Consider the following 24,585-nt stretch of genomic DNA (forward strand, 5'->3'; position numbering starts at 1 on the left):
TCCCGGCGAATGAGAGGGTCAATGGAGAGGCACTCCCCGGAGGGGGCGGACACTCCTCGAAGGAACTCCTCGAAGGACGGCCGGCACTCTCCGGCGAACGACAGGGATGGGACGGCAGAGATGACGGATCCGGCGCAGACGGTCACCAACTGGGCGCGCAACATCACGTACACCGCGAAGGAGTTCCACCGCCCGCACTCGCTCGACGCGCTCCGGTCGCTGGTGGCCGGCAGTGCGCGGGTACGGGTGCTGGGCAGCGGGCACTCCTTCAACCGCATCGCCGATCCGGGCCCGGAGGGCGTGCTGGTCTCGATCGCCGGGCTGCCGCCGGTGATCGAGGTGGACACGGCGGCCCGTACGGTCCGGGTCGCGGGCGGGGTGCGGTACGCCGAACTGGCCCGCGCGGTCCATGCGCACGGCCTCGCCCTGCCCAACATGGCCTCGCTGCCGCACATCTCGGTGGCCGGCTCGGTCGCCACCGGCACCCATGGCTCGGGCGTGGCCAACGGGTCGCTCGCGGCGCCGGTGCGGGAGGTGGAGCTGGTGCTCGCCGACGGCTCGACGGCGAGGATCGCGCGGGGGGACGCGGGGTTCGAGGGAGCGGTGACCTCGCTGGGGGTGCTGGGGGCCGTCACCGCGCTCACCCTGGACCTGGAGGCGGCATATGACATGGCGCAGACCGTATACACCGAACTGCCGCTGGACGGCCTCGACTTCCCGGCCGTGTCCGGCGCCGCCTACAGCGTCAGCCTGTTCACCGACTGGCGGGAGCCGGGCTTCCGGCAGGTGTGGGTGAAGCGGCGCACCGACCGGCCCGCCGTGGACTTCGGGTGGGCCGCGCCCGCGACCGAGGCGATGCACCCGGTGCCGGGCATGCCGGCCGGCAACTGCACCCAGCAGTTCGGGGTGCCGGGACCCTGGCACGAGCGGCTGCCGCACTTCCGGGCGGAGTTCACCCCGAGCAGCGGCGACGAGCTCCAGTCCGAGTACCTGCTGCCGAGGACGACGGCCCTCGACGCACTGCACGCCGTCGACGCCGTCCGGCAGACGGTCTCCCCCGTCCTGCAGACCTGCGAGGTGCGGACGATCGCCGCCGATCCGCAGTGGCTCAGCCCCGCCCACGGCCGTGACTCGGTCGCCCTGCACTTCACCTGGGTGGACGACCTGTCGGCCGTCCTGCCCGTGGTGCGCCGGCTGGAGGAGGCGCTGGAGCCGTTCGACCCGCGGCCGCACTGGGGCAAGGTCTTCGCCGCCGCGGCGGCGGACGTGCGCCGGCGGTATCCGCGCCTCGGCGACTTCCGCGCCCTCGCCCGGGACCTGGACCCCGACGGGAAGTTCACCAACCCCTTCGTGGCGGATCTCCTGGACGGCTGACGGACCTGACCGACGGACTTAATCAAACCCTTAACGTAATGCCTTGTCGAAAGCGCTTCCCAGGCCATAGCCTTGCGCCGCGTGAAGCACACATCACGTGACATCCGCACCGCGAACCGCTACGAGGTACTGCGGCACATCATCGCCGAGTCTCCCACCTCCCGGCAGGAGCTGGCGGCCGTCACCGGGCTGAGCCTGGCCACGGTCGCCACCCTCGTCGGGGAGCTGCTGGAGCTGCGGATGATCACGGAGGTCGGCTTCGAGGACTCCGCCGGCGGCCGTCCCCGGGGACTCGTCGCGGTCAACGCCTCGGGGGGCGCGCTGATCGGCGTCGACATCGCGGAGACGTACGTCCACGTCGAGCTGTTCGACCTCGCCCTGAACGTGCTGGCCCGCGCCGAGGAGGACATGCGACCCGGCGAGATCCGGCCGGAGCAGGTGGTGGGGCAGGTGGCCGCGGCGGTCGGCGCGGTGGTGGCGCAGGCCGGGATCGAGGGCGCGCGGGTGCTGGGCGTCGGGGTGAGCGTGCCGGGGCAGGTCGACCGGGCCACCGGCATCGCCGAGTACGCGCCCAACTGGGACTGGCACGACGTGCCGTTGCTCGACCTGCTCGCCGAACACATCGCCTACCCGCTCCACCTGGACAACCCGCTGCGGGCGTGTGCGGTGGCCGAGCAGTGGTTCGGGGCGGCGCGGGGGCGCGGGGACACCGTGGTGGTGAACCTCGGGACCGGGGTCGGCGCCGGGCTCGCCCTCGGCGGCCGGCTGCACCGGGGGGTCAGCAACAGCGCCGGGGAGTGGGGACACACGACGCTCGTCCTGGACGGGCGGCCGTGCCACTGCGGCAACCACGGCTGTGTCGAGACGTACGTCGGCGCCCCCGGCATCATGCTGAACCTGCAGGAGCTCAGCCCGCAGAGCCCGCTGCTGCACCCGGAGGACCAGACGGCCACCGTGGGCGCGCTGGCCCAGGGCCTGGCGGACGGTGATCCGGTCGCGGTCGAGGTCGTACGGGACACCGCCCGCTACATCGGCGCCGGGATCGCCAACCTGGTCAACCTGCTCAACCCCGAACTGGTCGTGCTCAGCAGCTGGGTGGCCCGCCGGCTCGGGGAGCCGCTGCTGGCGGAGGTGCGCGAGGCCGTCCGGCGGCACGCGCTCGGGCGGCCGTTCGCCGCCACCGAGATCGTCCTCTCCCCCATCCCCACCGACCCGGTCTGCCTGGGCGCGGCCACGTTCGCGCTGGAGGGCGCGCTGCGCCCGGTGGGCCTGCGCGGCGGCGGACGCCCGGGCCGCACCGTGCCGGCTGCCCGCTGACCGCCCCGCCTTCCGAGCCGCCGACGCGGTCCTCCCGGCCGTGGACGCCGCCGTCCCGGTGATCGAATAGTCCAAATCGCGGCTCGATTAATCCATTGCCGGGCTACTCGGCGCTCTGCGACCGTCGTGGCGTATCCGCGGCCGGTCGGCCTCACAAGCCGACCGGCCGCACGTCGTGCACGGAACGAGAGGGTCCCCAGCGTGGCCGGAACCATCGAGGTCCGCGGTCTGTCCCGCACCTTCCACACCACCGTCCGGCGCCCGGGTTTCGCGGGCGCCCTGCGATCCCTGGTCAACCCCGAACGCGTGGAGAAACACGCGGTCTCCGACGTCTCCTTCGACGTCGCCCCGGGCGAACTCCTCGCCCTGCTCGGCCCGAACGGCGCGGGCAAGTCGACCACCATCAAGATGCTGACCGGGATCCTCACCCCGACCTCCGGCGAGGCCCGGGTCGCGGGCGTGGTGCCGTACCGGGAACGGGAGCGCAACGCCCGCAACATCGGCGCGGTGTTCGGACAGCGGACCCAGCTGTGGTGGGACCTGCCGGTGCGGGAGTCGTTCGCGATCCTCCGCGACATCTACGAGGTACCGAAGGCCGAACACGCGGCACGCCTCGGGGAGTTCGACGACCTGCTCGAACTCTCCGCCTTCTGGGACACCCGGGTCCGGCACCTCTCGCTCGGCCAGCGGGTGCGCTGCGACCTGGCCGCCGCCCTGCTGCACGATCCTCCGGTCGTCTTCCTGGACGAACCGACCATCGGCATGGACGTGGTGGTGAAGGAGCAGGTCCGCGAGTTCCTGCGGTACCAGGTGGCCGAACGCGGCCGTACGGTGCTGCTGACCACGCACGACATGACCGAGGTCGAACGGCTCGCCGAGCGGGTGGTGCTGGTCAACCACGGGCGGCTGGTGCTCGACGGCTCGCTGGACGAGATGCGGCGCCGGTTCGGCTCGACCTGGCAGGTCCGGGCCACGCTCGCCGACGCGCACACGCCGGTCGTCCCGCTGCCCGGCATCACCCTGGTGCGCCGGGAGGGCCCGCAGGTGGTGTTCGGCCCGGACGGTCCGGCCGCGCCCACGGTCCACGAGGCGCTGAAGCTGGTCATCGAGCGGTACGAGGTGACCGGTGTGGCGGTGGACGAGGCGGACCTGGAGGACGTGATGCGGGCGGCCTACGCGCAGGCGAAGGCCGAGGCGGTCTGAGATGGCCCTCCTGTACGCCTGGCGCGCCGCCCGGGTCACCCCGCTCGGCGAGCTGTACACCCCGCCCCGGATGACCGGGGTCCTGCTGCGGCTGACCGTGCAGGTGGTGCTGGTCGCCTCGCTGTGGCGGGGCCTGTACTCCCAGACGGGTACGACCGCGGGTCTGGACCGCGGCCAGGCCGTCACCTACGCGGTGCTGGCCGTGCTCGCCTCCCGGCTGCGGGAGCTGGACCAGTACGCGGGCCGGGACTCCGTGATGCAGCACATGCACTTCGGCACGATCGTCTACTGGTACCTGCGCCCGCTGCCGCCCCAGCGCTACCACGCGCTGCGCGCGGTCGGCGAGCAACTGTACGGGCTGACCTGGGCGTCGGCGGGATACGCGGTCTGTCTGGCGGCCGGGGTGGTGGATCCGCCGCGGTCGGCCGCGGTGGCGGCGGTGTTCGCGCTCAGCCTGCTCCTCGGCCAGCTGGTCCTCTACTACGTCATGCTCCTCATCGACCAGTTCTGCTTCTGGACGCTGCGCAACAGCGCGGCGATGCTGATCCTGGTCTTCGCGCAGAACCTGCTGTCCGGGGTGTACGCGCCGCTCTGGTTCTTCCCGCACTGGTTCGTCACGCTCAGTTCCTTCCTGCCCTTCCAGGCGACGCTGAGCGTGCCGCTGTCGCTGTACGTGGGCCGGATCCCGCTGTCGGACGCCGGGCCGCAGCTCGGTGTCCAGGCCGGCTGGGTCGTGGCGCTGTATCTCTTCACCCGTTTCGTGTGGCGGCGCGCCGCCCGCCGTGTCATCTCCCAGGGAGGCTGAGGCCGTTGAACGCCGTCCGGATCGCCTGGCGCATCACGCGCCTCAACTTCCGTGCGCAGCTGGAGTACCGCACCGAGTTCCTGATGATGATCGCGATCGGCGCGGTCTGGCAGGTGTCGGTGATCGTGTTCGCGACCGTGCTGCTCACCCGGTTCACCGGGATGGGCGGCTGGGACAGCTCGGACGTCCTGCTCATCCCGGCGACGCGGATGCTGGCGCACGGTCTGTTCGTCCTGGTCCTGGGCCGGGTGCACGGGGTGGGCCGGTACATCCAGGAAGGCAGGATCGACGCCTATCTGCTGCGCCCGATGCCCGTGTACCGGCAGGTGCAGCTGGAGTACTTCCCCACCAACGCCATCGGTGACCTGACGGTGGCCGCGGGCCTGATGGCGGGCGCGCTCGGCCGCAGTCACCTCGACTGGACGGCGGGCCGGGTCTCGTACCTGATCGCGGCGGTCCTGGGCGGGATGCTGCTGGAGGCGGCCCTGTTCACGGTGGTCGCCTGCGCCTCGCTGCGCTACCCGGCCGCCGACTACTGGAGCCGCTGGCTGGAGGAACTCCTCGGCACCTTCGGCAGCTACCCGCTGAACGTGCTGCCCCGGGCGGTCGGCGGCCTGCTCACCTACGGCCTCCCGCTCGCCTTCGTCGCCTACTTCCCGGCGGCCGTCCTCACCGGCCACGGCCACTCCACCGGCGCCCCCTACTGGCTGGCGGCCGCCTCCCCCCTCCTGGGTCTGCTCGCCTACCTGGCCGCCCGGCTGCTGTGGCGGTGGGCGCTGGGGCACTACACGGGGGTGAACGGCTGACCGTCCCCGCGCGGATCAGGTGCGGCCCGCGCCACGGATCGGGGTGCACAGGCCGGCGAGGGCGATCAGGGTGCAGCAGACTCCGGCCGCGGCGGCCACGGGGGCGGTGCCGTGACGCTCGGCGGCCCAGGTGAGGACGGCCGCGCCGACCGGGGCCGTCGAGTACTGGAGCGTCCAGTGCGCCGAGGTGACGCGGCCGAGGAGGGGTTCGGGGGTGATCTCCTGGCGCAGCGACATGGAGCAGGTGCCCGCCACGCCCACACAGGCCAGGTAGACCGCGGTCACGAAGGCCACGGCGGGCACCGTGTGCAGCCGGCCGAGCCCGGCGAAGGCCAGTCCGCACACCGCGGTCGTGCCGATCCAGGTCGGCCCGAAGCCGAGCCGCCGGCGGAGCGGGGCGACCAGCAGCGCCCCGGTGATCGTGCCGACCGCACCGACCGCGAGCACGGTGCCGACCGTCCCGTCGTCGTGGCCGAGATCGTGCTGCAGGTGGTAGATCACCAGGTCGTTGATGCCGAGGGTGAGGAAGCTGAAGAGGGAGAGGAGGCCGGTGAGCGAGCGCAGGACGGGATGGCGGACGAGGTACGCGATGCCGGTGCGCAGGTCTCGCCCCACGCTCGTGTCCTTGGGCACGCGCTCGTCCCCGGCGCGCTCCCGCAGCCGTACGAAGAACAGGCAGCCCGCCGACACCGCGTAGCTGGCCGCGTCCACGGCCACGGCGTCGGCCGGTCCCGTCCAGGCGGCGACCAGGCCCGCGCCCAGCGGGCCCAGCACACCGGCCGCGGCCGCCGTCGCGTTCAGCCGCCCGTTGGCCTCGGTGAGCCGGCCGGTGCCGACCAGCCCGCGGACGACGGTGACGTACCCGACGGCGAAGAGCATGCCGACGGCCTCGCACAGGGGCAGGACCACGTACAGGAGCCACAACTGCGGCCCGGCGAGCCAGACGAGCGGGACCAGGCCGTAGAGGACCATACGGACCAGGTCGCAGGCGATGAGGAGCCTGCGGCGGTCGACCCGGTCCACGACCACGCCGGCGAACACGGCCGCCAGCACCATCGCGGCCCCGCCGACACCGGTGAGCAGGCCCATCCGGGCCACCGAGCCGGTCGCCCGGAGCACCAGCAGGGGGAGCGCGATCAGGCTGAACGAGTCGCCGAGGACGGAGAGGGTCTGGGCGAGCCAGAAGAACCCGAAGTCCCGCTGTCTCCAGAGTGGTCGGCCGTCTGACGCACGCCTCTGTCCCGCCCGCGCCACCCGTCGCGCCCCGTACGCCACGGCTCCCCCTTCCGCTCGTCCACAACCCTATGCCGCCGGGCGGGCGCCATAATCGCTTGCCCCCCATACCTAGGGTCTCTAGGCTTGCTCCTAGAACCCCCAGACGGAGGCATCACATGGCACGTGCCGGGATCACCGCCGACCGGCTGGTCGCGGCGGCGGCCGAGCTGGCCGACGAGGCCGGCTTCGAGCAGGTCTCGCTGTCGGCGCTGGCCCGCCACTTCGGCGTACGGGACGCGAGCCTCTACTCGCACGTCCGGAACCTCCAGGACCTGCGCCACCGGCTCGCCCTCCTCGCGGGCGGCGAGATGATCGACGGGATCGCCGTCGCCGTGGCCGGCCGGTCCGGGCGGGACGCGCTGGCCGCCTACGCAGACGCGTACCGCGCGTACGCGCTCGCCCATCCCGGGCGCTACGCGGCGACCCAGATCCGTATCGACCCCGCGCTCGTCGACCCCGGGAACCCCGCCATGCGCCGCACCGTGGAGATCACCTACGGCATGCTGCGCGGCTACGGCCTGGCCGAGCCCGATCTCACCGACGCCGTACGCCTGTTGCGCGCCACCTTCCACGGCTACTGCGCCCTGGAGGCCTCGGGCGGCTTCAACGCGCCACGCGACGTCCGCGCCTCCTGGGACCGGGCGATCGGCGCCCTGCACGTCGCACTCGAGAACTGGCCCCGCGAGGAGACGCACCACCATGTCTGACCTGCACTACGACGTCACCGGCAGCGGCCCCGTGCTGCTCGTGGTCCCCGGGGGAGCCGGGCACCCGATGGGCCTGGGCCCCTTCACGGAACATCTGGCCCCGCACTTCACGGTCGTGACGTACGACCCGCTGGGCCTCGCCCACGGCCACCTCGGGGACCCGGTCGCCGACCAGGCCGTACGGGACTGGAGCGAGGGCGCGCACCGGGTGCTGGCCGAGGTACCGGCGGACGGCGAGCCGGCGTACGTCCTCGGCACCAGCTCCGGCGGAATCGCCGCCCTCGACCTGCTGGCCCGCCACCCGGACCGGCTCCGGCACGTCATCGCGCACGAGCCGCCGTGCGTCACCCTGCTGCCGGACGGCGAGCGGCTGCGCACCGAGCTCGTCGAGCAGCTCGACGCCGCCCGCCCGGCTCCCGGGACCCCGATGGCCGTCTTCCTCGCCCACGTCCTCCGCCCCTTCACCGCCTACCGCCCACCGGCCGCCCTGCCCCGCCTCACGATCGCGGCCGGAACCGCCTCGAAGGACCAGCTCCTGTACCGCACGGCGGAGTTCGTCGCCGAGCACACCGGCGCGGCCTTCACGGAGTTCCCCGGCGGCCACCTCGGCCCCCTGGAGGACCCGGCCGGGTTCGCCGACCGGGTCAGGGAGACGCTGCTCGGGGCCGGGTGACACCGCACGGATGACGCAGCAGGGATGACGCAGAGCAACCGGCCGCGCACCCGGAATGCAGCGACGGAGGAGGCGTGATTATGGTGGACAGTGGGTCCTCACCGAGGGGCTGACCCAGGGCGCAGGCTCCGCCGGCCGCCGCACGGCGCCGGCGCATCGCGACGCTCGTCAGCCTTGTGCACTCGGCGCCATGCCCTTCCCGGACTTCCCGACCAGGCCGTTCTCGGATTCCCCAGGGAGCATTCCCATGGCTGCTCAGACCGCCTCGATCGTCCTCGAACCCGAAGCACGGGAGCTCGCCGAAGCAACCTCGCACCATCCGTTCCTGTACGAGCTGGATCCCGCCGCGGCGCGCAAGGTCCTCGACGACCTCCAGGCCGCGCCGGTCGACAAGCTGCCGGTCGACGAGGAGTGGGTCACCGTGCCGGCCGACGTCGGCGACGTACGGGTACGCATCGTCAGACCGCAGGGCGCCACCGGCATGCTGCCCGTCGTGCTGTACATGCACGGCGGTGGCTGGGTGCTGGGCAACGCCGGCACCCACGACCGCCTGGTGCGGGAACTGGCGGTCGGCGCACGTGCGGCCGTGGTCTTCGTGGAGTACACGCCGTCCCCCGAAGCCCACTACCCGGTGGCCATCGAGCAGGGCTACGCCGCCGCCCAGTGGATCGTCCGCGACGGAGCGTCCAAGGGGCTCGACGCACAGCGCATGGCGGTGGCCGGGGAATCGGTCGGCGGGAACATGACGGCCGCTCTCGCCCTCATGGCCAAGGAGCGCGGTGACGTCACGTTCGTACAGCAGTCGATGTACTACCCGGTCACGGACGCGGCGATGAACACCGGTTCCTACGACCAGTTCGCCACCGGCTACTACCTGAGCCGCAAGCTGATGGAGTGGTTCTGGGACGCCTACACGACCGACCCGGACCAGCGCGCGGAGATCACCGCCTCCCCCAACCAGGCCACCGCCGAGCAGCTCTCCGGCCTGCCGCCCGCGCTGCTGATCGTCGACGAGGCCGACGTGCTGCGCGACGAGGGCGAGGCGTACGCCGCCAAGCTCCGGGCGGCCGACGTTCCGGTGACCACGGTGCGCTACGACGGCACGGTCCACGACTTCATGATGCTCAACTCGCTCAGCCAGTCCGAGGCCGCCCGTGGCGCGATCGACCAGGCCACGGGATTCCTGCGCAACGCCCTCGGAACCGACCGGGCCTAGCGGACAACTCCACGGGCACGGCAACCTTCCGGGACCCGGCGGCGACCACGGGGCATGACTTCTGCACCACGCACTTCGGCCCACCGCCGGGTCCACGCCTACCGCAAGCCCGCGATCGGGCTCCTCGCGGCCGGCGGTCTGCTGGCCGGCGCCTGGTACGCCACGGCCGGCGCGGCCACGACCCCGGACCTCGAGATCACGTCCACGGCGGTGAGCCTCGGCGCCAAGTACCCCTATCTCTCAGCGGGTTACAACAACACCCGGGAGTGGAACAGAACCGCCACCGCGGTCGCCCCCGACGGCACGGTCCGGGTCGCCTGGCCCGCCGCCGACGGGGTGCACGTCACCCCGCTCACCGCGGGCGGCAAGCGGTCCGGCGCCGACACGGTCGTCAAGGGCGCGAAGGAGGTGGGCGGTCTGGTCGCCCACACCAACGGGTTCGCGCTGCTCACCAGGGTCGCCGACACCAACAAGTGGAAGGAGACGGCCGCCGCGATCATCCGCTACACCGGCGGCAGACGAACCTGGACCACCAAGCTCACCGGCACCGCCTCCCACGACACCTCCCCCACCCTCGACGGCCGGCTCACCTGGAACGGCTCCAAGTACGGCGCCTACTTCGTGGTGCACGGCGCGGGCGGCTTCGCCGACGGGCACTTCGGCGACAAGCTGGCGTACGTCAGCGCGGCGGGCAAGAAGCTGAGCGGCGGTTGGAGTTGGGGCTGCAGCCACAACGAGGGCATCGCCCTGCACGCCGAGGCCTCCGGCGCCTTCACCTCCCTCTGCTTCGACGACTGGCGCTCGGGCCTGTTCGTCTCCACCGGCATCGGCGCCCCGGACGTGGCCCCGGTCGTCCAGCGGGAGCAGTGCTGGGCGGGGTACTGCGGTGGCACCTTCCCCGGCCGCACCGGCGACCTCGTCAAGTCGTCCGCCGGAAAATACGCGACCGCCTTCGCCTCCCGGGGCGCGGCCTCCGCCAGGAAGAACCCGGACGACAGCAGCGGCCGCGGCTGGACGGTCACCCCGAAGACCGCCACCCACCAGGTCGCCATCGCCTTCCTCAAGAACCGCAACTCCGGCCCCGGCAAAGCGATCTACCTCACCAGCGCCAGGACCGTCGAGAACGTCGACGTCCACGTCGCCCCGTACGGCAAGGACAAGCTCCTGGTCACCTGGGAGTCCCTGAAGAACGCCAAGTGCTCGGCCGGCACCTGCACCGGCACCTTCACGGGCACGCACCTTCGGCTGGTCGACTGGAACGGCACGCCCGTCAGCGCCGACAAGGTGGTGAGCGCGCGGTTCACCGGTGACATAGCGGTCCTCAAGGACGGCTCCCTCACCTGGGCCTACGCGCCCGTCACCCCGAACTACGGTACTCCGCTCACGGGTTCGTCCCCGACCACGACGACGCTGCGGATCGCGCGACTCACGCCGTGACCGACTCCGCGATCCGGCGCATGACCTCGACGGGCCGGCGCCGGATCGCGGGCGGCCGTCTCGGCAGTGCCGCCGCCCGGCAGCAACCGCGTCGACCGCCGCACCGGCAGGCGGAGGCCGAGGGCGGCGGCGCGCGGTGTCCGCACCGCGCCCGACCCGGCTCAGCCCCGCCCGATGTCCTCCACATCCACTCCGTCCCCCTGCCACCGGACCCGCAGCCCGACGCCCCCGCTCCACAGAACGGTCAGCTCCCGGTCGCCGTCGGCGCGGACGGTCACCGTCTCCCCCAGCGGCTCGGCGTCCGCCGTGCCGGTGAGGCGGCTCAGTGCGACGAACAGGGTCGGGCCGTCCCCCGTGGCCCCGGTCAGCGTGTCGTCGAGGCCCACGGCGGGCAGCAGTTCGGCCCGTAGGCTCTCGGGTGCCGCCCACCCCGTCACCCGGACCGGCGTCCCGGGCCGCGCCCCCGCCACCAGGAAGGCCCGCACCTCCGCGGCCCCGTGCACGAGCACGGCGCTCGTCACCCGGGCGCCCGCCCCGGCCGTGTGCCGGGAGGCCGCCCAGCCCTCCCCCACGCCCAGCGGCTCGATCCGCGTGCGGCTCGGGTCGTCGCCGACGAGCACGCTGTTGTCGTACGACACCGAGGGCTCGGTCACGGTCGAGTAGCCGAGCCGGGTGTAGTACGGGTCGTAGCGGACGTCCTCGCTGCCGTGGTTGTGGAGGCGGACGACGCCGTCCGAACGCGTCGACTGGAGCAGCCAGTTGGCGGGGGCGATCGGGGTGACCGCGTCGGCTCGTTCCGCCGGGCCCGGCTGCTCCGTCGCCGTCCACACCTCGTGCTCCGGCGGGAGCAGCAGGCCGAGGAAGCCCTTGCTCGCCCAGTACGGAGACGCAGGCCCCGAATAACCCTGCAGCACGGCGGTGTCGGCCCCGTGCCAGCCGAGGGTCAGGAGTCCGTGGGCGTCCACCGCGCCTCGGTCCAGGAAGTACTTCAGCGCTCCGGAGGCCAGTCGCCGGGTCTCCCCGGGGGACAGGGGCGTACGGCCGGTGAGGGCGCCCAGCCACAGCGGTGCCGTGGTCGCGAAGCGGTACGTCAGGGAGCGGCCCTGGTGCATGGGGGCGCCGTCGCCGCCGAACAGGCGGGCGTAGTCGGCGAGATGACGTTCCAGGCGGCCGCCGTACAGGTCGAGGAGTTCGGCGTCCGAGGCGAGCCAGGCGTGCAGCACCGGGTAGAGGTGCATCGCCCAGCCGTTGTAGTAGTCGTACTTGCGGCCGTCGCCGTCGGTGTACCAGCCGTCGCCGACGTACCAGTCCTCGATGCGGGCCAGGCCGTGGTCGACCGCCTTGCGCGCGGCCTCGGTCTCGTGGCCGATCTCGGCGAGGAAGCCGCCGACCGTCACCGGGAACAACTCCCAGTTGCAGGGCCAGGGTTCGGCGGTCAGCGCGTCGGCGAGCCAGGCCGCGGCGCGCTGCCGTACCGGGTCGTCCAGCCGGTCCCAGAGCAGGGGGCGGGTCAAGCGCAGGGCGAGGGCGATCGAGGCGGCCTCGACCAGCGGCTGACTGCGGTCCTCGATGCGCGGCCAGACACCGGACACACCGGCGGCGAGTCCGTCCGCGTACCGCTGGAGCGCGGTCTCGTCGCGGCGGAAGGCGGCGAGGAGCAGGGTGCGGGCGTAGCCCTCCAGGCCGTCGGAGAGCCGGCCCGACCAGCTCTGGCGGTCGCCGGGGAGGTGGTAGAGGGCGCGGTCGTCGGTGGCGTACGGCTCCACGGCGGCGAGCAGGGCGTCGGCCGCCGCCTCCCAGTGGACCCGGGTGTAGCCGGTGCGCGGGCTGGAACTGCGGTCCTCGGGAGGCAGCTGCATCGGTGCTCTTTCTCACTCGTACCGAACCTCGGGCCGTTCGGACCTGGGGCGCCCCGGTTCCGGTCGGGACGCCCCAGGGGCTCATCCCGCCCGCACGGTGCCCAGGGGCACCAGGTGCTGGGCGAGCAGTTCGTCGCGCACCAGGCCCGCGTAGACGGTGGCTCCGTACGCGGAGGTGTGCGTGTTGTCCTTCTTCTCGTTGTACAGGTACAGCGCCTTGGAGCCCTCCACGCCGAGCGACTCCACCAGCGCCTTGGTCTTCGCCGTGAGGTCGATCAGCGGAACGTCCTCGGCGGCGGCGACCGAGCGGATCACCTCAGGATGATTGACGCCGAGCCCGTTGACCAGAAGCGCGATGTCGTTGTTCAGCGTGCCGTCGGCATTGAACCAGCGGCGCACGATGGGTGTGACCAGCACCGGCCGCCCGCCCTTCTCCCGTACGCCCGCCACCAGGGTCTCCAGATTCGCGCGGTAGGTCGCCTCGTCCGTCGTCTTGTCGTTGTGCGCCAGCTGGATGAGGACCAGGTCACCCGGGTGGATCAACGGCTGGACGGTACCCCAGAGTTGCGGGTTCTGGAGGTAGGTCACCGTACTTTCGCCGGAGTCCGCGTAGTTGGCGACGGCGACGCCCGTGCGCAGGAACTGCGGGAGCTGCTGGCCCCAGCCGGAGTAGGGGTCGGCCGGCTGGTCGCAGACGGTGGAGTCGCCTATCAGGAACACCTGCCTGGTGTGCCGGGAAGAAGGGGTGACGCGGATGTCGGCGAGTGCGGGGGCCGGGCCGCCGATGGTGAGGTCCAGCCCGGGGGTTCCGTCCGGGCCCGTCGGCTCGCCTTCCGGGGTGCGGACGTCGACGGTGAAGCTGCGGGTCGTGTGCCGCCCCGCGGCGAGGGCCGTCTCGGGGAGGAGCGAGCGGCGGGTCTCCCCGCTGATGCTCGTGCCGGACGCGGTCGCGCCGCCGAGCCGGACCGTCACGTCGTAGTCGCCCGGCGGGACGTCGAAGTGGCAGGCGGTCGCGGTGCAGTTCTCGATGCCGAGGGGCGGCCGCCGTCCATGGGCCTGGGCGGCGGGGGCGGCCGTCAGGCAGGCGGCGAGGACGGCCGCCGCGAGCGCGGCGACGCGAACACCGTTGAAACGTCTCACTCGGGACTCCTCCGTCGTGGCGACATGACCTGGCGCGGACCGTACCCCCAATCGGCAAGCGCTTTCCAGCCCCTGGACCCATTTCGGCAAACTGCCAACCCCACGATGGCGAAAGCCCTTTCGCGAAATCGATTCAACTGTCACTCTCACACTCACCCGCACCCCCGCCCCACCGAAGGAGGCACCCCCATGTCCGGATCCACCGGGAGACCGCTCGGACGCCGCACCTTCGTCCTCGGCAGCGCGGCCGCCGCCGGTACCGCGGCCCTCGCCGGCCCGCTCGCCGAGACCGCCTCGGCCGCGGGCTTCGGCTGGTCGGACGACGGCTCCGACTACGTCGTGGACACCGGCGCGAGCCTGGTCTTCAAGGTCAGCAAGACCAACGGCGACCTGACCTCGCTGGTCTACAAGGGCACCGAGTACCAGGGCTACGGCGGCAAGAACTCGCACGTCGAGTCGGGGCTCGGCACCTCCACGGTGACCATCGCCCAGTCGGGGTCGACGATCCTGGTCTCCGTGGCGTACGGCACGCTGAAGCACTACTACGCGGCCCGCAGCGGCGAGAACAACGTCTACCTCTGGACCAACAAGGCCGACTCGTCCGTCACCGCCACCCGGTACATCGTGCGCGTGAAGGCCGGCCTGTTCCTCAACGACGAGCCGGATTCCTACACCTACGCGCCCACCGTCATCGAGTCCGCGGACATCTTCGAGAAGTCCGACGGGCAGACCCGCGCCAAGCACTACTCGAAGCGGCGGGTGATGGACTACGACTACATCGGCTGGACGACCGGCAGCGTCGGCCTGTGGATCGTGCGCAGCAACCACGAGAAGGCCTCCGGCGGCCCGTTCTACCGCTCGCTGCTGCGCCACCAGAGCGCCGACGGCGGCGGGCTGTACGAGATCCTGTACTACGGCGAGAACCAGACCGAGTCGGAGCGCTACGGTCTCCAGGGCCCGTACGTCATCGCCTTCACGGACGGCGGCGCACCGTCCTCGTCCCTCTACCCGGGCACCCTGACCACCTCGTGGGCGGACTCGCTCGGCATCTCCGGGTACGTGGCGGCGGGCGGGCGCGGCCGGGTCGCGGGCGTCGGCATCTCGGGACGGGACACGGCGTACGCGTACACGGTGGGCCTCGCCGACTCGGCGGCGCAGTACTGGGGTTCGGCGCGCTCGTCGGACGGCTACTTCTCGATCGCGGGGGTGCTGCCGGGGACGTACACCCTCACCGTCTTCAAGGGCGAACTGGCCGTCTACACCGGTTCGGTGAGCGTCTCGGCGGGTTCGACCACCACCCTGAACACCATCGCGATCCCGTCCTCCAACGACCCGAGCAACGCCTCCGCGATCTGGCGTATCAACAACTGGGACGGCACCCCGGGCGGGTTCAAGAACGCCGACCTGATGACGTACATGCACCCGTCGGACGTGCGGGCGGCCTCCTGGACCGGCAACGTGGTCATCGGCAGCGGCACCGAGACCTCGGCCTTCCCCTGCTACCTGTGGAAGGACGTCAACAGCGGGATCGTCGTCTACTTCAGGCTGACCGCCGCCCAGGCCGCCGCCGCGCACACCCTCAGGATCGGCGTGACGACGGCCTACGCGAACGGCCGGCCGCAGGTCGTCGTCAACGACACCTGGACCTCGGCCGTCCCCTCGCCGCCCACCCAGCCGAGCACCCGGTCGCTGACCGTGGGCTCGTACCGGGGCAACAACTACACGTTCACCTACAGCGTGCCGGCGTCCGCCTGGCTGACGGACACCGGCGCCTACAACACGCTGAAGATCTACGTGGCGAGCGGCTCGGGGACGACGTCGTTCCTCAGCGCCGGCACGTCGATCGACGCGATCGACCTGCTGGCCTGAGCCGAGGCGCCATCACGTTCCGCGGGTCCACTGCTGGTTCGTGCCGCCGTTGCACGCGTACGTGATGACGGCGGCCGAGTTGGCGGTGGACGCGCCGCTCACGTCCAGGCACTCGCCGGACGTGCGGGCCTTGATGTTCACGTACGACCCCGAGGTGACGACCGACCACTGCTGGGTGGTGGCGCCGGTGCAGTCCTCCTGGGTGACGTTCGTGTCGTTCTCCTGGAGGCAGAGCGAGCTGCCGCGGCCCATCAGCTCGTAGTAGCCGGTGCCCAGGTCCTTGAACCACCACTTCTGGTTGGTGCCGCCGTTGCACGTGTACTGGCTGATCGCGACGGCCTCCCAGAGGGACTGGTTCGGCACGTCGGCGCACTTGCTGCTGTGCCGCGCGATCAGCGTGTTGTACGTGGCGCTGGTCCCGCCGACCGTGCCGGCGGCCGTGTCGACGGAGATCTCCGGGTACCAGGACATCGACATCGAGGTGTCGGTCGGGAAGGTCAACGGCAGCCAGACGTAACGGGAGTCGTTGACCGTGCCGCCGAAGGAGTTGCCCCAGCGGTCGCCCATGTAGAGGTACGAGGTGCCCGAAGTGCCGCTGATCGGGAGGACGTAGGCGGTCTGGGAACCGTACGCCGTGGAGTCGCCGACGTTGGTCCAGGAGGTCCAGGGGCCGGCGAGCGAGGTGGCGGTGGCGTACTTCTGCTGGTTGGGGCTCCAGCCGGTGGCGGCCGAGGTCAGCATGAAGTAGACGCCGTTGCGCTTGAAGAGGGCCGGGGCCTCGCGGCTGGCGCCGGCCCAGGGGTTGGCGACCAGGCTGTCGATGCCGGTGTAGTCGGCGGTGAGCTTGTAGATGTGCAGGTCGGCGTTCTCGTTGGACGCCGAGACCATGTAGGCGGTGCCGTCGGTGTCGACGAAGGTGGTGAGGTCGCGGGACATGTACTGGCCGAGCGGCTGGAAACTGCCCTGGTAGGTGTAGGTGCCGTCGACGGTGTCGGAGACGGCGACGGCGGCGCGGGCCTGGCTGTAGTCGACGCCGTTCTCCTTGTGCATCCACATCACGAACTTGCCGGTGGACGCGTTGTAGATGACCTTCGGGCGCTCGATGTAGGCGGTGCCGAGTTCGGAGGCGGAGGACTGGGTGAGGACGTGGTTGCGGAACTCCCAGGTCTTCAGGTCGGTGGAGCGGTAGGCGTCCACCGACTTGAAGGTGTTGTCGGAGTTGCGGTCCTCGCCGAACCAGTAGTAGTAGCTGCCGACCTGGACGACCCCGCCGCCGTGGGCGTGGACGACGTTCCCCGAGGTGTCGGTGAACCGGGTGCCGTTGGTGACGGTCTGGGAGGCGGCCGCGGCCGGTCCCGCGGCGGCCAGGGCGCCGATCACCGCCAGGCAGAGGGACAACAGGATCGCGTACGCACGTCTCATCTCACACACGCTCCTTGGGTGTTCCTGGTGGGTTCTGGGGGATTCTGAGATCGCCGAAAAGGTAAGGGTGTGTTACGAGAAGGTCAACGGGTCTGACAAGACAAGGGGGAAAGCGATTTCCGAGTGATGCGCTCGCGGAACTCGGTTTTCTGTTATCCACGCCCGTCCGGGCCCGTCTCCGATCACGTGCGCACCCATCTCCACGCCACCGCAGCGGCCGTCGGCGCCCTCGCCGCCCTCCTGGCCTCCGCTCACCCGGCCTTTGCCGCCGGCGCCTGCGACGTCACCGCCGACGTGCTCGCCGACCGGGACGTGACCCTCACCGGCGACACGGTCGTCACCGTGCCCGCCGGGACGACGACGTACGACGGTGTCCTGCACGGCGAGGGCACGCTCACCGTGCGCGGCGGCGGCACCCTGATCCTCACCAGGGACAGCGACTTCACCCTGCCGAAGGCACGGCAACGGCAGGTCGTGCGCACCCAGGGCGGCGACCACCCGTACACGACGGTCACCCGCCCCGACCCGCCCGCGATCACCGTCGAGCGCGGTACGACCCTGCAGTACGGCACGGGCGGCGGCACCGGTCTGATCGGCCACTTCCCCTACAACACCCCCGGCTACCAGCTGAACCAGCTCAACATCCGCGTCGACGGCACCCTGCGCCTGTCCCTGACCCGCACCTTCAACATCGGCACCATCAGCGGCTCGGGCCTGGTGACCCAGCCCCGCAACATGTGGGGCACGCTGGACCTGGCGGGCACGCAGCCCTTCTCCGGCGTCATCGCCAACGGCACGGGGATGGCCGTCGGCCGCCCCGAGTACCCGGTGTCCCTCCCCGACGCCCGCGCGATCCTCAACCAGGGCTCCTGGATCATCGACACCCCGCTCGGCCGGACGGTCACCCTGCGCCAGGACTTCTACCAGCGGGAGCACGGCAGCGACGTCAACGTCCACTCGCGGCCGGGCAGCAAGGTGGTCCTCACCGGGCAGTACAGCTACAGCGACCGGGGAGCGGCCCGCGTCGGCCGCCGCTCCGCTGACCTCGCGCAGGCCGGACGCGTAGTCGCCGGGGGCGGGCGGACAGGGCAGCCGGCCGTCGTACGTCCGGCCCATGTGGGCCAGCGCGGTGGGACTCGCGCAGCCGAGCCGGACGGGCGGGCCGGCGGGTCGCGACGGGCGGCTGGAGGATGTGCGTGGCGTCTGGGCCATGCAGCGGTCGGCAAGGTGCTGCGGGTCGATCTCGATCATGTCTGTCTCCTGGGCGGGAAGGCTGCCTCGCCCCAGAACCTGCGGCGTGCGGCCGGGGCCGCCAATTCCCTGTGGGGAAGGGGATCTCACGTCGGAGACGACACCGGGACGCCCCTCGGTCCGCCGGTGATCTCCGCCGCGCCGCCCACGAGGATCCGCGTGCCGTTCCCGGTACGGCGTACCACCGCCCTGATCGTCGCCGGGGTGCCGAGGGAGTCGCCCATGTCCACGGTGAGGGCCGGGAAGCCCTCGGGGGCGAGGCGGGCGGCCAGGCAGGCCGTGCTGTTGGCGTTGGCGATGTCCTCGGGGACGCCGATCGAAGGGGCGAACATGCGGGCCGTGACCCGGCCGTCCGGTGTCGGGGCCGAGTACAGGTAGCAGCCCAGCAGGGCCGACCGGTCGCAGGCGGCGCGGAGGCGGTCGAGGTCGGGGGTCAGCGCGGCGACGGCGGACCGGGTGGGCAGCGGGACCAGGAGACGAGACCGGCCGAGCGAGGCGACGACCGCGCCGGGGGCGTTCCCGGAGAGCCCCAAGGCGGGGAGAACGTCGTCCAGTTCGGCGCCGGTCGGCGTGCGCAGGTGTACCGGACCCGGAGCGAACCAGCCCTCCAGCACGCCGTTCGCGTGACGGACCGCGCGGCCCTGGAGGGTGCCGGTCCGCGTGTGGAGGGTGACGTCCCGGGTCCCGGTGCGTTCGGCGAGTACGGCCAGTGCGGCGACGGTGCCGTGGCCGCAGCCGGGGAGTTCGCCCGTGGCGGTGCAGAAGCGGAGCGATGTCTCTCCGGTGGCCTCGTCGGTCGACAGGAACACCGCGTGCGAGGCGCCGGTCCGGGCGGGCACCGCGCGCCGTTCCTCGTCGGTGAGCGGCAGGTCGTCCAGGACCGCGGTGGGGCTGCCCCCGCGGCCGTCGCGCAGGCAGGCACGGACGATGGTGACGGTCACGTCAGCGAGCGTAGAGGAGCCCGGCGTGGTGGCGTCAGGGGGTGGCGTCCTCCCGCTGCCGCCCGCGCAGCCACACGTACACCGGGATCCCCGCGAACAGGAACAGCACGCCCTGGTAGACGGCCGCGTAGCCGGCGCCGGCGATCAGCCAGAAGGAGAAGGCGAAGGAGAGCGCGGCGACGATCAGGTCGCGGACCAGGCCGGCCGGGCGGACCCGGTGGCGGGTGCCCTGGGCGAGCCAGTAGAGCTGGGCGGCGGCGGAGAGGAGATAGGGGACGCAGCCGGTGAAGGTGGTGATGAGGACCAGGACGCGGAACGTGGTGTCGGGGCCGGCCGTGTAGTTGAGGGCGATGAGGAGGGTGCCGAGGACGGCGACCGCCCAGACGCCGAAGCCAGGCACCCCGCCCTTGCCGACCTTCGCGAACGGCTTCGGGAAGAGGCCGTCGCGGGCGGCGGCGTACGGCATCTGCGCGGCCATCAGGATCCAGCCGTTGAGGCAGCCGACGATCGAGGCGACGGCGACCAGCGCGATCACGGTGCCGCCCCAGCCGCCCCCGGTGATCGCGTTCACCGCGTCGGCGAAGGGCGCGCCGGACTTCACCAGCTTGTCGTGCGGGACCAGGCCGAAGACGGCGACCGTGCCGAGGATGTAGACGACGGCGGAGCCCAGCGTGCCCAGCACGCTGGCGCGGCCGACCGTGCGCTCGGGGTTCTCGACCTCGCCCGCGCTGACCGCGGCCGACTCGACGCCCAGGAAGCTGTAGAGGAGCAGGGCCGCCGCGGCGGCGAGGGCGCCCGGCGTGCTGTCGCCGGAGGCGTTGAACGGGCCGAAGTTGTCGGTGTCGACGAAGAACAGGCCGACGGTGGCGACCACGAGGAGCGGCACGAACTTCAGGACCGTCGAGACGATCTGGACCGCGCCCACGTACCGGGTGCCGGCGAAGTTCGCGGCGGCCGGGAGCCAGAGCGCGGCGAGCGCGACGGCGCCTTCGAGGACGTGGTTGCCGTGGAGGGGGACGAGGACGTCGACGTAGCCGACGACCGCGACGGCGAGGGCCGCGATGCTGACCCAGCACATCGTCCAGTACGACCACGCGGAGAGGAACCCGGCGAACGGGCCGAACGCGTCGCGCGGGTACACGTACAGACCGCCGGTGACCGGGCTGCGGCGGGCCAGCTTGCCGAAGAGCAGGGCGAGCAGCACGGCGGCGACGGACAGGACGACGAAGGCGAGCAGGCTGACCGTGCCGTACGGGGCGACGGCGGCGGGCAGCGCGAAGATGCCGCCGCCGATGATGTTGCCCATGACCAGAGCGGTCGCGGCGGCGAGGCCGAAGGTGCGGCGGGGACCGGACGGGGCCGGGGTGGGTTCCGTGGCCTCGGCGGGGGTGGGAACGGGGACGGGGACGGGGGCTGTCATGGCGGTTCCGGGGGAAGTGCGTGCGGGCGTTCGGGGGGTGGGAGTGGGGGGAGGGGAGTCGGGTGATCGTATACCCGGTGTCCACATGATGGGCCATCTGTTCATACAGTGGACACAATGGGTCCTCAGGTGCCGGGTCGACTAGCGTCGGGGGCATGACCAGCGACAACTCCCCCAGCCTCGCCGACGCCCTCGCCGCCGGGACGGTCGTGCTCGACGGCGGCATGTCCAACCAGCTGGCGTCCGCCGGGCACGACCTGAGCGACGAGCTGTGGTCGGCACGGCTGCTGGCCGATCGGCCCGACGCGGTCAGCGACGCGCACCTCGCGTACTTCAGGGCGGGCGCGGACGTCGCGATCACCGCGAGCTACCAGGCCACGTTCGAGGGCTTCGCCAAGCGCGGGATCCCGCACGAGGAGGCCGCGCGGCTGCTCGCGCTGAGCGTGGAGCTGGGGCGCGACGCGGTACGGCGGGAGCGGGCGGAGGGCATCGAACGGCCGTTGTGGGTGGCCGCGTCGGTCGGGCCGTACGGCGCGATGCTTGCGGACGGGTCCGAGTACCGGGGGCGGTACGGGCTGGACGTCGACGAGCTGGAGCGGTTCCACCGGCCGCGGCTGGAGGTGCTGGCCGGGGCGGGACCGGACGTGCTCGCGCTGGAGACCGTGCCGGACGCGGACGAGGCCGAGGCGTTGCTGCGGGCGGTGCGGGGGCTGGGGGTGCCGGCCTGGCTGTCGTACAGCGTGGCGGGTGGGCGGACCCGGGCGGGACAGCCGCTGGAGGAGGCGTTCGCCTTGGCCGCGGACGTGGACGAGGTCATCGCCGTGGGCGTGAACTGCTGTGCGCCGGAGGATGTCGACCGTGCGGTGGAGGTGGCGGCGCGGGTGACGGGGAAGCCGGTGGTCGTCTATCCCAACAGCGGGGAGGTGTGGGACGCGGAGGCGCGGGCGTGGACCGGGCGTTCGTTGTTCGACACCGAGCAGGTGGCGGGGTGGCGGGATGCGGGGGCCCGGTTGATCGGGGGGTGCTGTCGGGTGGGGCCGGAGGCCATCGCCGGAATCGCGGGGGTGGTCTGACGTCGCCTGTTCGCCGTGGGTGGTGGGGGCAGGGGGCGGCTGCAGGCCGGTGGGGCTGGTCACGCAGTTCCTCCCCCAGCCTTCGGCCGGGGGTACCCCCAGCGCCCCTTTCGCGGCGCTGTGGTCCCGTGGGCGCTAAAGTCCCCGTGGGAACCGGTTGGCGGGGGTGGGGTTGACCAGGAAGAGCGAAGAGGCGGGGCGGAGCACCATTCGCGATGTCGCCGCTCGTGCCGGGGTGTCGGCCTCCACCGTGTCCCGGGTGCTGGGGGGTGACTATCCCGTCAGTGCAGCCACCCGTAGCCGCGTCCTGCGCGCCGTCCGTGAGATGGACTACGTCGCCGACGCCCGGGCCAAGGCGATCGCCGGGGCCGGTACGCCCACGTTGGCGTTCGTGCTGGAGGACATCACGGGGCCGTCGTTCGCGCACATGGCGCACGGCGTGGAGCGGGAGGCGGCGCGGCTCGGGCATCTGTCACTGGTGTGCAGCACCGACGGGGACGTGCGGCGCGAGCTGGACTTCATCGAGATGATGCGGGCCCAGCGGGCGGCCGCCGTGATCCTGGTGGGCGGCGCCGCGGACACGGCCGAGTACCGGGAACGGACCCGACGGGTGGCCGACTCGCTCGCCTCGGCCGGTTCCCGGCTGGTGCTGTGCGGGCGGCCGCCGCTCGGGCCCGGGGCGCCGGTCACGGTCATCGAGTACGACAACGAGGGCGGGGCCTACGCCCTGGTCGCGCATGTCCTCGCGCAGGGGCATCGCCGGGTGCTGTTCCTGGGCGGGAAGCCGGACCACACGACGGCGATGGGGCGGGAGCGGGGTTACCTGGCCGCGCACCGGGCCCGCGGGCTGGAGCCCGACCCCGGGCTGCTCCTGCACGGCGACTTCACCCGGGACTCAGGGCACCGGCTGCTGCGACAGGCCCTCGCGCGGAAGCTGGAGTTCAGCGCGGTGGTCGCCGCCACCGACATGGTGGCCGCGGGCGCGCTGACCGCGCTGCACGAGGCGGGCCTGGCGGTGCCGGGGGACGTGTCGCTCGCCGGGTACGACGACATACCGTTCGCCCGCGATCTGCACCCGGCCCTGACCACCGTGCACGTGCCCTACGAGGAGCTGGGGCGGCTCGCGGTGCGCACCGCGCTCCAGCACCGTGGCGGCGAGTCGCCCGACGAGCATCTGCTGCTCGGCACGCATGTGGTCGTACGGGACTCAGTGGCGGCGCACGACGGCGACTGAGCGCCTCAACCGGCGTACGGCGAGGGCCAGTTCGGCGGTACGTTCGGGGTGGGCGGGCGCGGGCCGCGTCCAGAGGGCGAACTGCGCGTCCCGGGGGCCGGACACCGTGCGGGGCGCGCCGTCGCCGAGGACGCGGACCGGGTGGGTGTCGTCCCAGGGCTGCCAGCCGGGGTCGCCGGTGGTGACGAAGCGGACCCAGGCGCCGTGCATCGCGTCGGCGAGCTCCTGCGGGGCGCCCGCGCCGGCCAGCCGGGCCGATTCGGGGTCCTCCCCGGTGTCGAAGACGAAGCCCAGTTCCAGGGCGTGGCAGGCGCCGAGACCGGGGCGGTTGGAGGGCCAGGCGAACTCGTAGAGGTACGACGAGCCGGGGCGGGCCTCGGCCAGCCGGTGCAGCGGGAGGCGGAGCAGGTGGTCGGTGACCATCTGGCCGACGGTCTCGGCGGTACCGGCCTCGGGATGCAGGACGCGGTAGCCGCGCGGCACCTCGTGGCCGACGCGGCAGCGGGCCATGGCGCCGGCGAGGGCGACCGGGCCGAGCCGGTCGACGTGGTCGTGCAGGCCGCCGGGGACCAGCCAGAGCCGGTACTCGTCCCGGGTCCAGCCCATCAGGAGGTCGACGCCCGCGGCCGCCTCGCCGTCGAGGAGGGCCTGGAGCGGGTCGCGCGGGACGAGGTCGCCGTCGATGACGATCCCGAAGGCGGGGCCGCCCAGCACCGGGCTGCCGAGTCTGCCCACTTCGGCCTGGGTGCGCAGCAGCAGCTCGCGGTCGACCTCGGCGAAGGCCTGGGCGGTGGCGGGGATCTTCAGCCGGCCGGCCATCCGGCGGACCATGCGCCGTACCTTGTCCCACTCGGAGGCCTCCGGCGGGCCGCTCTGCAGGACGGCCCGGCGGATCAGGCCCCGGGTCTGGGGGGCGGCGAGCAGAGCGCCGGCGCTGATGGCGCCGGCCGACTGGCCGCACAGGGTCACCCGGTCCGGGTCGCCGCCGAACGCGGCGATGGTCTCGTGGACCCAGCGCAGGGCGGCGAGTTGGTCACGCAGGCCGGGGTTGGGCGGGGTGTCCGGGAACAGTCCGTAGCCCTCCACGCCCAGCCGGTAGTTCACCGAGACGAGGACGACCCCGTCCCGGGCGAACGCATGACCGTCGTACACGGGTACGGCCGACGACCCCCTGGTCAGGGCCCCGCCGTGCAGCCAGACCAGGACCGGGAGCCGGGCACCGGGGCCCGGTTCCGGGGTCCAGACGTTGAGGTTGAGGCAGTCGTCGCCGGGGATCACCGGATCCGACAGGTACTGCGCGAACGCCTCCGAGTACGGCGGTTTGGGCGCCGTCGGCCCGAAGGCGCCCGCGTCCCGGACGCCGTCCCAGGGCTCGGGCGGCACGGGCGGAAGGAACCGGTGTTCCCCGAAGGGCGGGGCGGCGTAGGGGATACCGCGGAACACGGCGACGCCGTCCTCCCACCTGCCGCGCACCACCCCGTACGGAGTGTCGGCCACAGGGCCGGCCAGGTCCCTCCGGTCTGCCGTCATCCGCCCACCAGCTCCTCCCGCCGCGCGCGCCAC

At 72.5% G+C, this 24,585-nt stretch carries 19 protein-coding genes and 1 pseudogene; 13 read left to right on the plus strand and 7 right to left on the minus strand.

The window, feature by feature from the left end; all coding sequences use genetic code 11:
* Positions 1-120: 120 nt before the first annotated feature.
* The 5 genes from ACFY6U_RS03040 (at position 121) to ACFY6U_RS03060 (ending at position 5,505) form a co-directional block, all read left to right on the plus strand.
* Positions 121-1,374, plus strand: coding sequence for an FAD-binding protein (locus tag ACFY6U_RS03040; protein WP_351493151.1), 1,254 nt, complete (start codon positions 121-123; stop codon positions 1,372-1,374).
* 72 nt (positions 1,375-1,446) lie between these two features.
* The gene (locus tag ACFY6U_RS03045; protein WP_390034781.1) at positions 1,447-2,691 is read left to right on the plus strand and encodes an ROK family transcriptional regulator; all 1,245 of its coding nucleotides are present in this window, start codon (positions 1,447-1,449) and stop codon (positions 2,689-2,691) included.
* Between the two features lie 201 nt (positions 2,692-2,892).
* Positions 2,893-3,894 carry an ATP-binding cassette domain-containing protein gene (locus ACFY6U_RS03050; protein WP_390034782.1) on the plus strand — a complete coding sequence of 334 codons (1,002 nt, stop codon included), beginning with the start codon at positions 2,893-2,895 and terminating at the stop codon, positions 3,892-3,894.
* Position 3,895: 1 nt separating this feature from the next.
* The gene (locus ACFY6U_RS03055) at positions 3,896-4,699 is read left to right on the plus strand and encodes an ABC transporter permease (RefSeq protein WP_390034783.1); all 804 of its coding nucleotides are present in this window, start codon (positions 3,896-3,898) and stop codon (positions 4,697-4,699) included.
* Positions 4,700-4,704: 5 nt separating this feature from the next.
* Positions 4,705-5,505: an ABC-2 family transporter protein gene (locus tag ACFY6U_RS03060; RefSeq protein ID WP_351493143.1), complete on the plus strand. Its 801-nt coding sequence runs from the start codon at positions 4,705-4,707 to the stop codon at positions 5,503-5,505.
* Between the two features lie 15 nt (positions 5,506-5,520).
* On the opposite strand, the gene ACFY6U_RS03065 is transcribed toward ACFY6U_RS03060, so the two are convergent.
* Positions 5,521-6,780, minus strand: a complete 1,260-nt coding sequence (locus ACFY6U_RS03065; RefSeq protein ID WP_390034784.1) for an MFS transporter — start codon at positions 6,778-6,780, stop codon at positions 5,521-5,523.
* 116 nt (positions 6,781-6,896) lie between these two features.
* Here ACFY6U_RS03065 and ACFY6U_RS03070 point away from each other — a divergent pair, with 116 nt between their 5' ends.
* From ACFY6U_RS03070 to ACFY6U_RS03085, 4 genes are all read left to right on the plus strand, one after another.
* The gene (locus ACFY6U_RS03070) at positions 6,897-7,487 is read left to right on the plus strand and encodes a TetR/AcrR family transcriptional regulator (protein ID WP_390034785.1); all 591 of its coding nucleotides are present in this window, start codon (positions 6,897-6,899) and stop codon (positions 7,485-7,487) included.
* A complete protein-coding gene (locus ACFY6U_RS03075) occupies positions 7,480-8,160 on the plus strand; it encodes an alpha/beta fold hydrolase (protein WP_390034786.1) in 681 nt (226 codons plus the stop codon). Before ACFY6U_RS03070 ends, ACFY6U_RS03075 begins: the two co-directional genes overlap by 8 nt.
* Before the next feature lie 247 nt (positions 8,161-8,407).
* Positions 8,408-9,376, plus strand: a complete 969-nt coding sequence (locus ACFY6U_RS03080; RefSeq protein WP_390034787.1) for an alpha/beta hydrolase — start codon at positions 8,408-8,410, stop codon at positions 9,374-9,376.
* Positions 9,377-9,430: 54 nt separating this feature from the next.
* The gene (locus ACFY6U_RS03085; protein ID WP_390034788.1) at positions 9,431-10,813 is read left to right on the plus strand and encodes a hypothetical protein; all 1,383 of its coding nucleotides are present in this window, start codon (positions 9,431-9,433) and stop codon (positions 10,811-10,813) included.
* A 161-nt stretch (positions 10,814-10,974) separates the two neighbouring features.
* On the opposite strand, the gene ACFY6U_RS03090 is transcribed toward ACFY6U_RS03085, so the two are convergent.
* On the minus strand, positions 10,975-12,672 hold the full coding sequence (locus tag ACFY6U_RS03090; protein ID WP_390034789.1) for a DUF2264 domain-containing protein: 1,698 nt from the start codon (positions 12,670-12,672) through the stop codon (positions 10,975-10,977).
* A gap of 81 nt (positions 12,673-12,753) precedes the next feature.
* On the minus strand, positions 12,754-13,812 hold the full coding sequence (locus ACFY6U_RS03095; protein WP_390034790.1) for a rhamnogalacturonan acetylesterase: 1,059 nt from the start codon (positions 13,810-13,812) through the stop codon (positions 12,754-12,756).
* Between the two features lie 189 nt (positions 13,813-14,001).
* Between ACFY6U_RS03095 and ACFY6U_RS03100 the strand changes: the two genes are divergently transcribed.
* Entirely contained in the window at positions 14,002-15,681 is a 1,680-nt protein-coding gene (locus tag ACFY6U_RS03100; protein WP_390034791.1) for a rhamnogalacturonan lyase B N-terminal domain-containing protein, read from the plus strand.
* Positions 15,682-15,693: 12 nt separating this feature from the next.
* Here ACFY6U_RS03100 and ACFY6U_RS03105 read toward each other — a convergent pair whose 3' ends face one another.
* Positions 15,694-17,103, minus strand: coding sequence for an RICIN domain-containing protein (locus ACFY6U_RS03105; protein ID WP_390034792.1), 1,410 nt, complete (start codon positions 17,101-17,103; stop codon positions 15,694-15,696).
* Between the two features lie 186 nt (positions 17,104-17,289).
* On the opposite strand from ACFY6U_RS03105, the pseudogene ACFY6U_RS03110 reads away from it, so the two are divergent.
* Positions 17,290-18,117, plus strand: a pseudogene (locus ACFY6U_RS03110) (autotransporter); the annotation flags it as partial.
* A 323-nt stretch (positions 18,118-18,440) separates the two neighbouring features.
* Here the strand turns inward: ACFY6U_RS03110 and ACFY6U_RS03115 are convergent.
* The gene (locus ACFY6U_RS03115; RefSeq protein ID WP_390034793.1) at positions 18,441-19,295 is read right to left on the minus strand and encodes a PhzF family phenazine biosynthesis protein; all 855 of its coding nucleotides are present in this window, start codon (positions 19,293-19,295) and stop codon (positions 18,441-18,443) included.
* Between the two features lie 34 nt (positions 19,296-19,329).
* Entirely contained in the window at positions 19,330-20,715 is a 1,386-nt protein-coding gene (locus ACFY6U_RS03120; RefSeq protein WP_390034794.1) for an amino acid permease, read from the minus strand.
* 155 nt (positions 20,716-20,870) lie between these two features.
* Here ACFY6U_RS03120 and mmuM point away from each other — a divergent pair, with 155 nt between their 5' ends.
* A complete protein-coding gene (gene mmuM, locus ACFY6U_RS03125; protein ID WP_390034795.1) occupies positions 20,871-21,788 on the plus strand; it encodes a homocysteine S-methyltransferase in 918 nt (305 codons plus the stop codon).
* Between the two features lie 172 nt (positions 21,789-21,960).
* Positions 21,961-23,022 carry a LacI family DNA-binding transcriptional regulator gene (locus ACFY6U_RS03130; RefSeq protein ID WP_390034796.1) on the plus strand — a complete coding sequence of 354 codons (1,062 nt, stop codon included), beginning with the start codon at positions 21,961-21,963 and terminating at the stop codon, positions 23,020-23,022.
* On the opposite strand, the gene ACFY6U_RS03135 is transcribed toward ACFY6U_RS03130, so the two are convergent.
* Positions 22,996-24,552 (minus strand): carboxylesterase/lipase family protein, encoded by a 1,557-nt coding sequence (locus ACFY6U_RS03135; RefSeq protein ID WP_390034797.1) that lies wholly within the window; start codon positions 24,550-24,552, stop codon positions 22,996-22,998. The two genes, ACFY6U_RS03130 and ACFY6U_RS03135, sit on opposite strands and share 27 nt — an antisense overlap.
* Between the last annotated feature and the right edge of the window lie 33 nt (positions 24,553-24,585).

It is taken from the genome of Streptomyces sp. NPDC013157 (genome assembly GCF_042899865.1).
Classification (GTDB): domain Bacteria; phylum Actinomycetota; class Actinomycetes; order Streptomycetales; family Streptomycetaceae; genus Streptomyces.

What these genes read in the sequence shown, in the direction of transcription:
- ACFY6U_RS03040 (WP_351493151.1), top strand. Translation starts at nt 121, where the DNA reads ATGACGGATCCGGCGCAGACGGTCACCAACTGGGCGCGCAACATCACG.
- ACFY6U_RS03055 (WP_390034783.1), top strand. Translation starts at nt 3,896, where the DNA reads ATGGCCCTCCTGTACGCCTGGCGCGCCGCCCGGGTCACCCCGCTCGGC.
- ACFY6U_RS03070 (WP_390034785.1), top strand. Translation starts at nt 6,897, where the DNA reads ATGGCACGTGCCGGGATCACCGCCGACCGGCTGGTCGCGGCGGCGGCC.
- ACFY6U_RS03075 (WP_390034786.1), top strand. Translation starts at nt 7,480, where the DNA reads ATGTCTGACCTGCACTACGACGTCACCGGCAGCGGCCCCGTGCTGCTC.
- ACFY6U_RS03080 (WP_390034787.1), top strand. Translation starts at nt 8,408, where the DNA reads ATGGCTGCTCAGACCGCCTCGATCGTCCTCGAACCCGAAGCACGGGAG.
- ACFY6U_RS03085 (WP_390034788.1), top strand. Translation starts at nt 9,431, where the DNA reads ATGACTTCTGCACCACGCACTTCGGCCCACCGCCGGGTCCACGCCTAC.
- ACFY6U_RS03090 (WP_390034789.1), bottom strand. Translation starts at nt 12,672, where the DNA reads ATGCAGCTGCCTCCCGAGGACCGCAGTTCCAGCCCGCGCACCGGCTAC.
- ACFY6U_RS03100 (WP_390034791.1), top strand. Translation starts at nt 14,002, where the DNA reads ATGTCCGGATCCACCGGGAGACCGCTCGGACGCCGCACCTTCGTCCTC.
- ACFY6U_RS03105 (WP_390034792.1), bottom strand. Translation starts at nt 17,103, where the DNA reads ATGAGACGTGCGTACGCGATCCTGTTGTCCCTCTGCCTGGCGGTGATC.
- ACFY6U_RS03120 (WP_390034794.1), bottom strand. Translation starts at nt 20,715, where the DNA reads ATGACAGCCCCCGTCCCCGTCCCCGTTCCCACCCCCGCCGAGGCCACG.
- mmuM (WP_390034795.1), top strand. Translation starts at nt 20,871, where the DNA reads ATGACCAGCGACAACTCCCCCAGCCTCGCCGACGCCCTCGCCGCCGGG.
- ACFY6U_RS03135 (WP_390034797.1), bottom strand. Translation starts at nt 24,552, where the DNA reads ATGACGGCAGACCGGAGGGACCTGGCCGGCCCTGTGGCCGACACTCCG.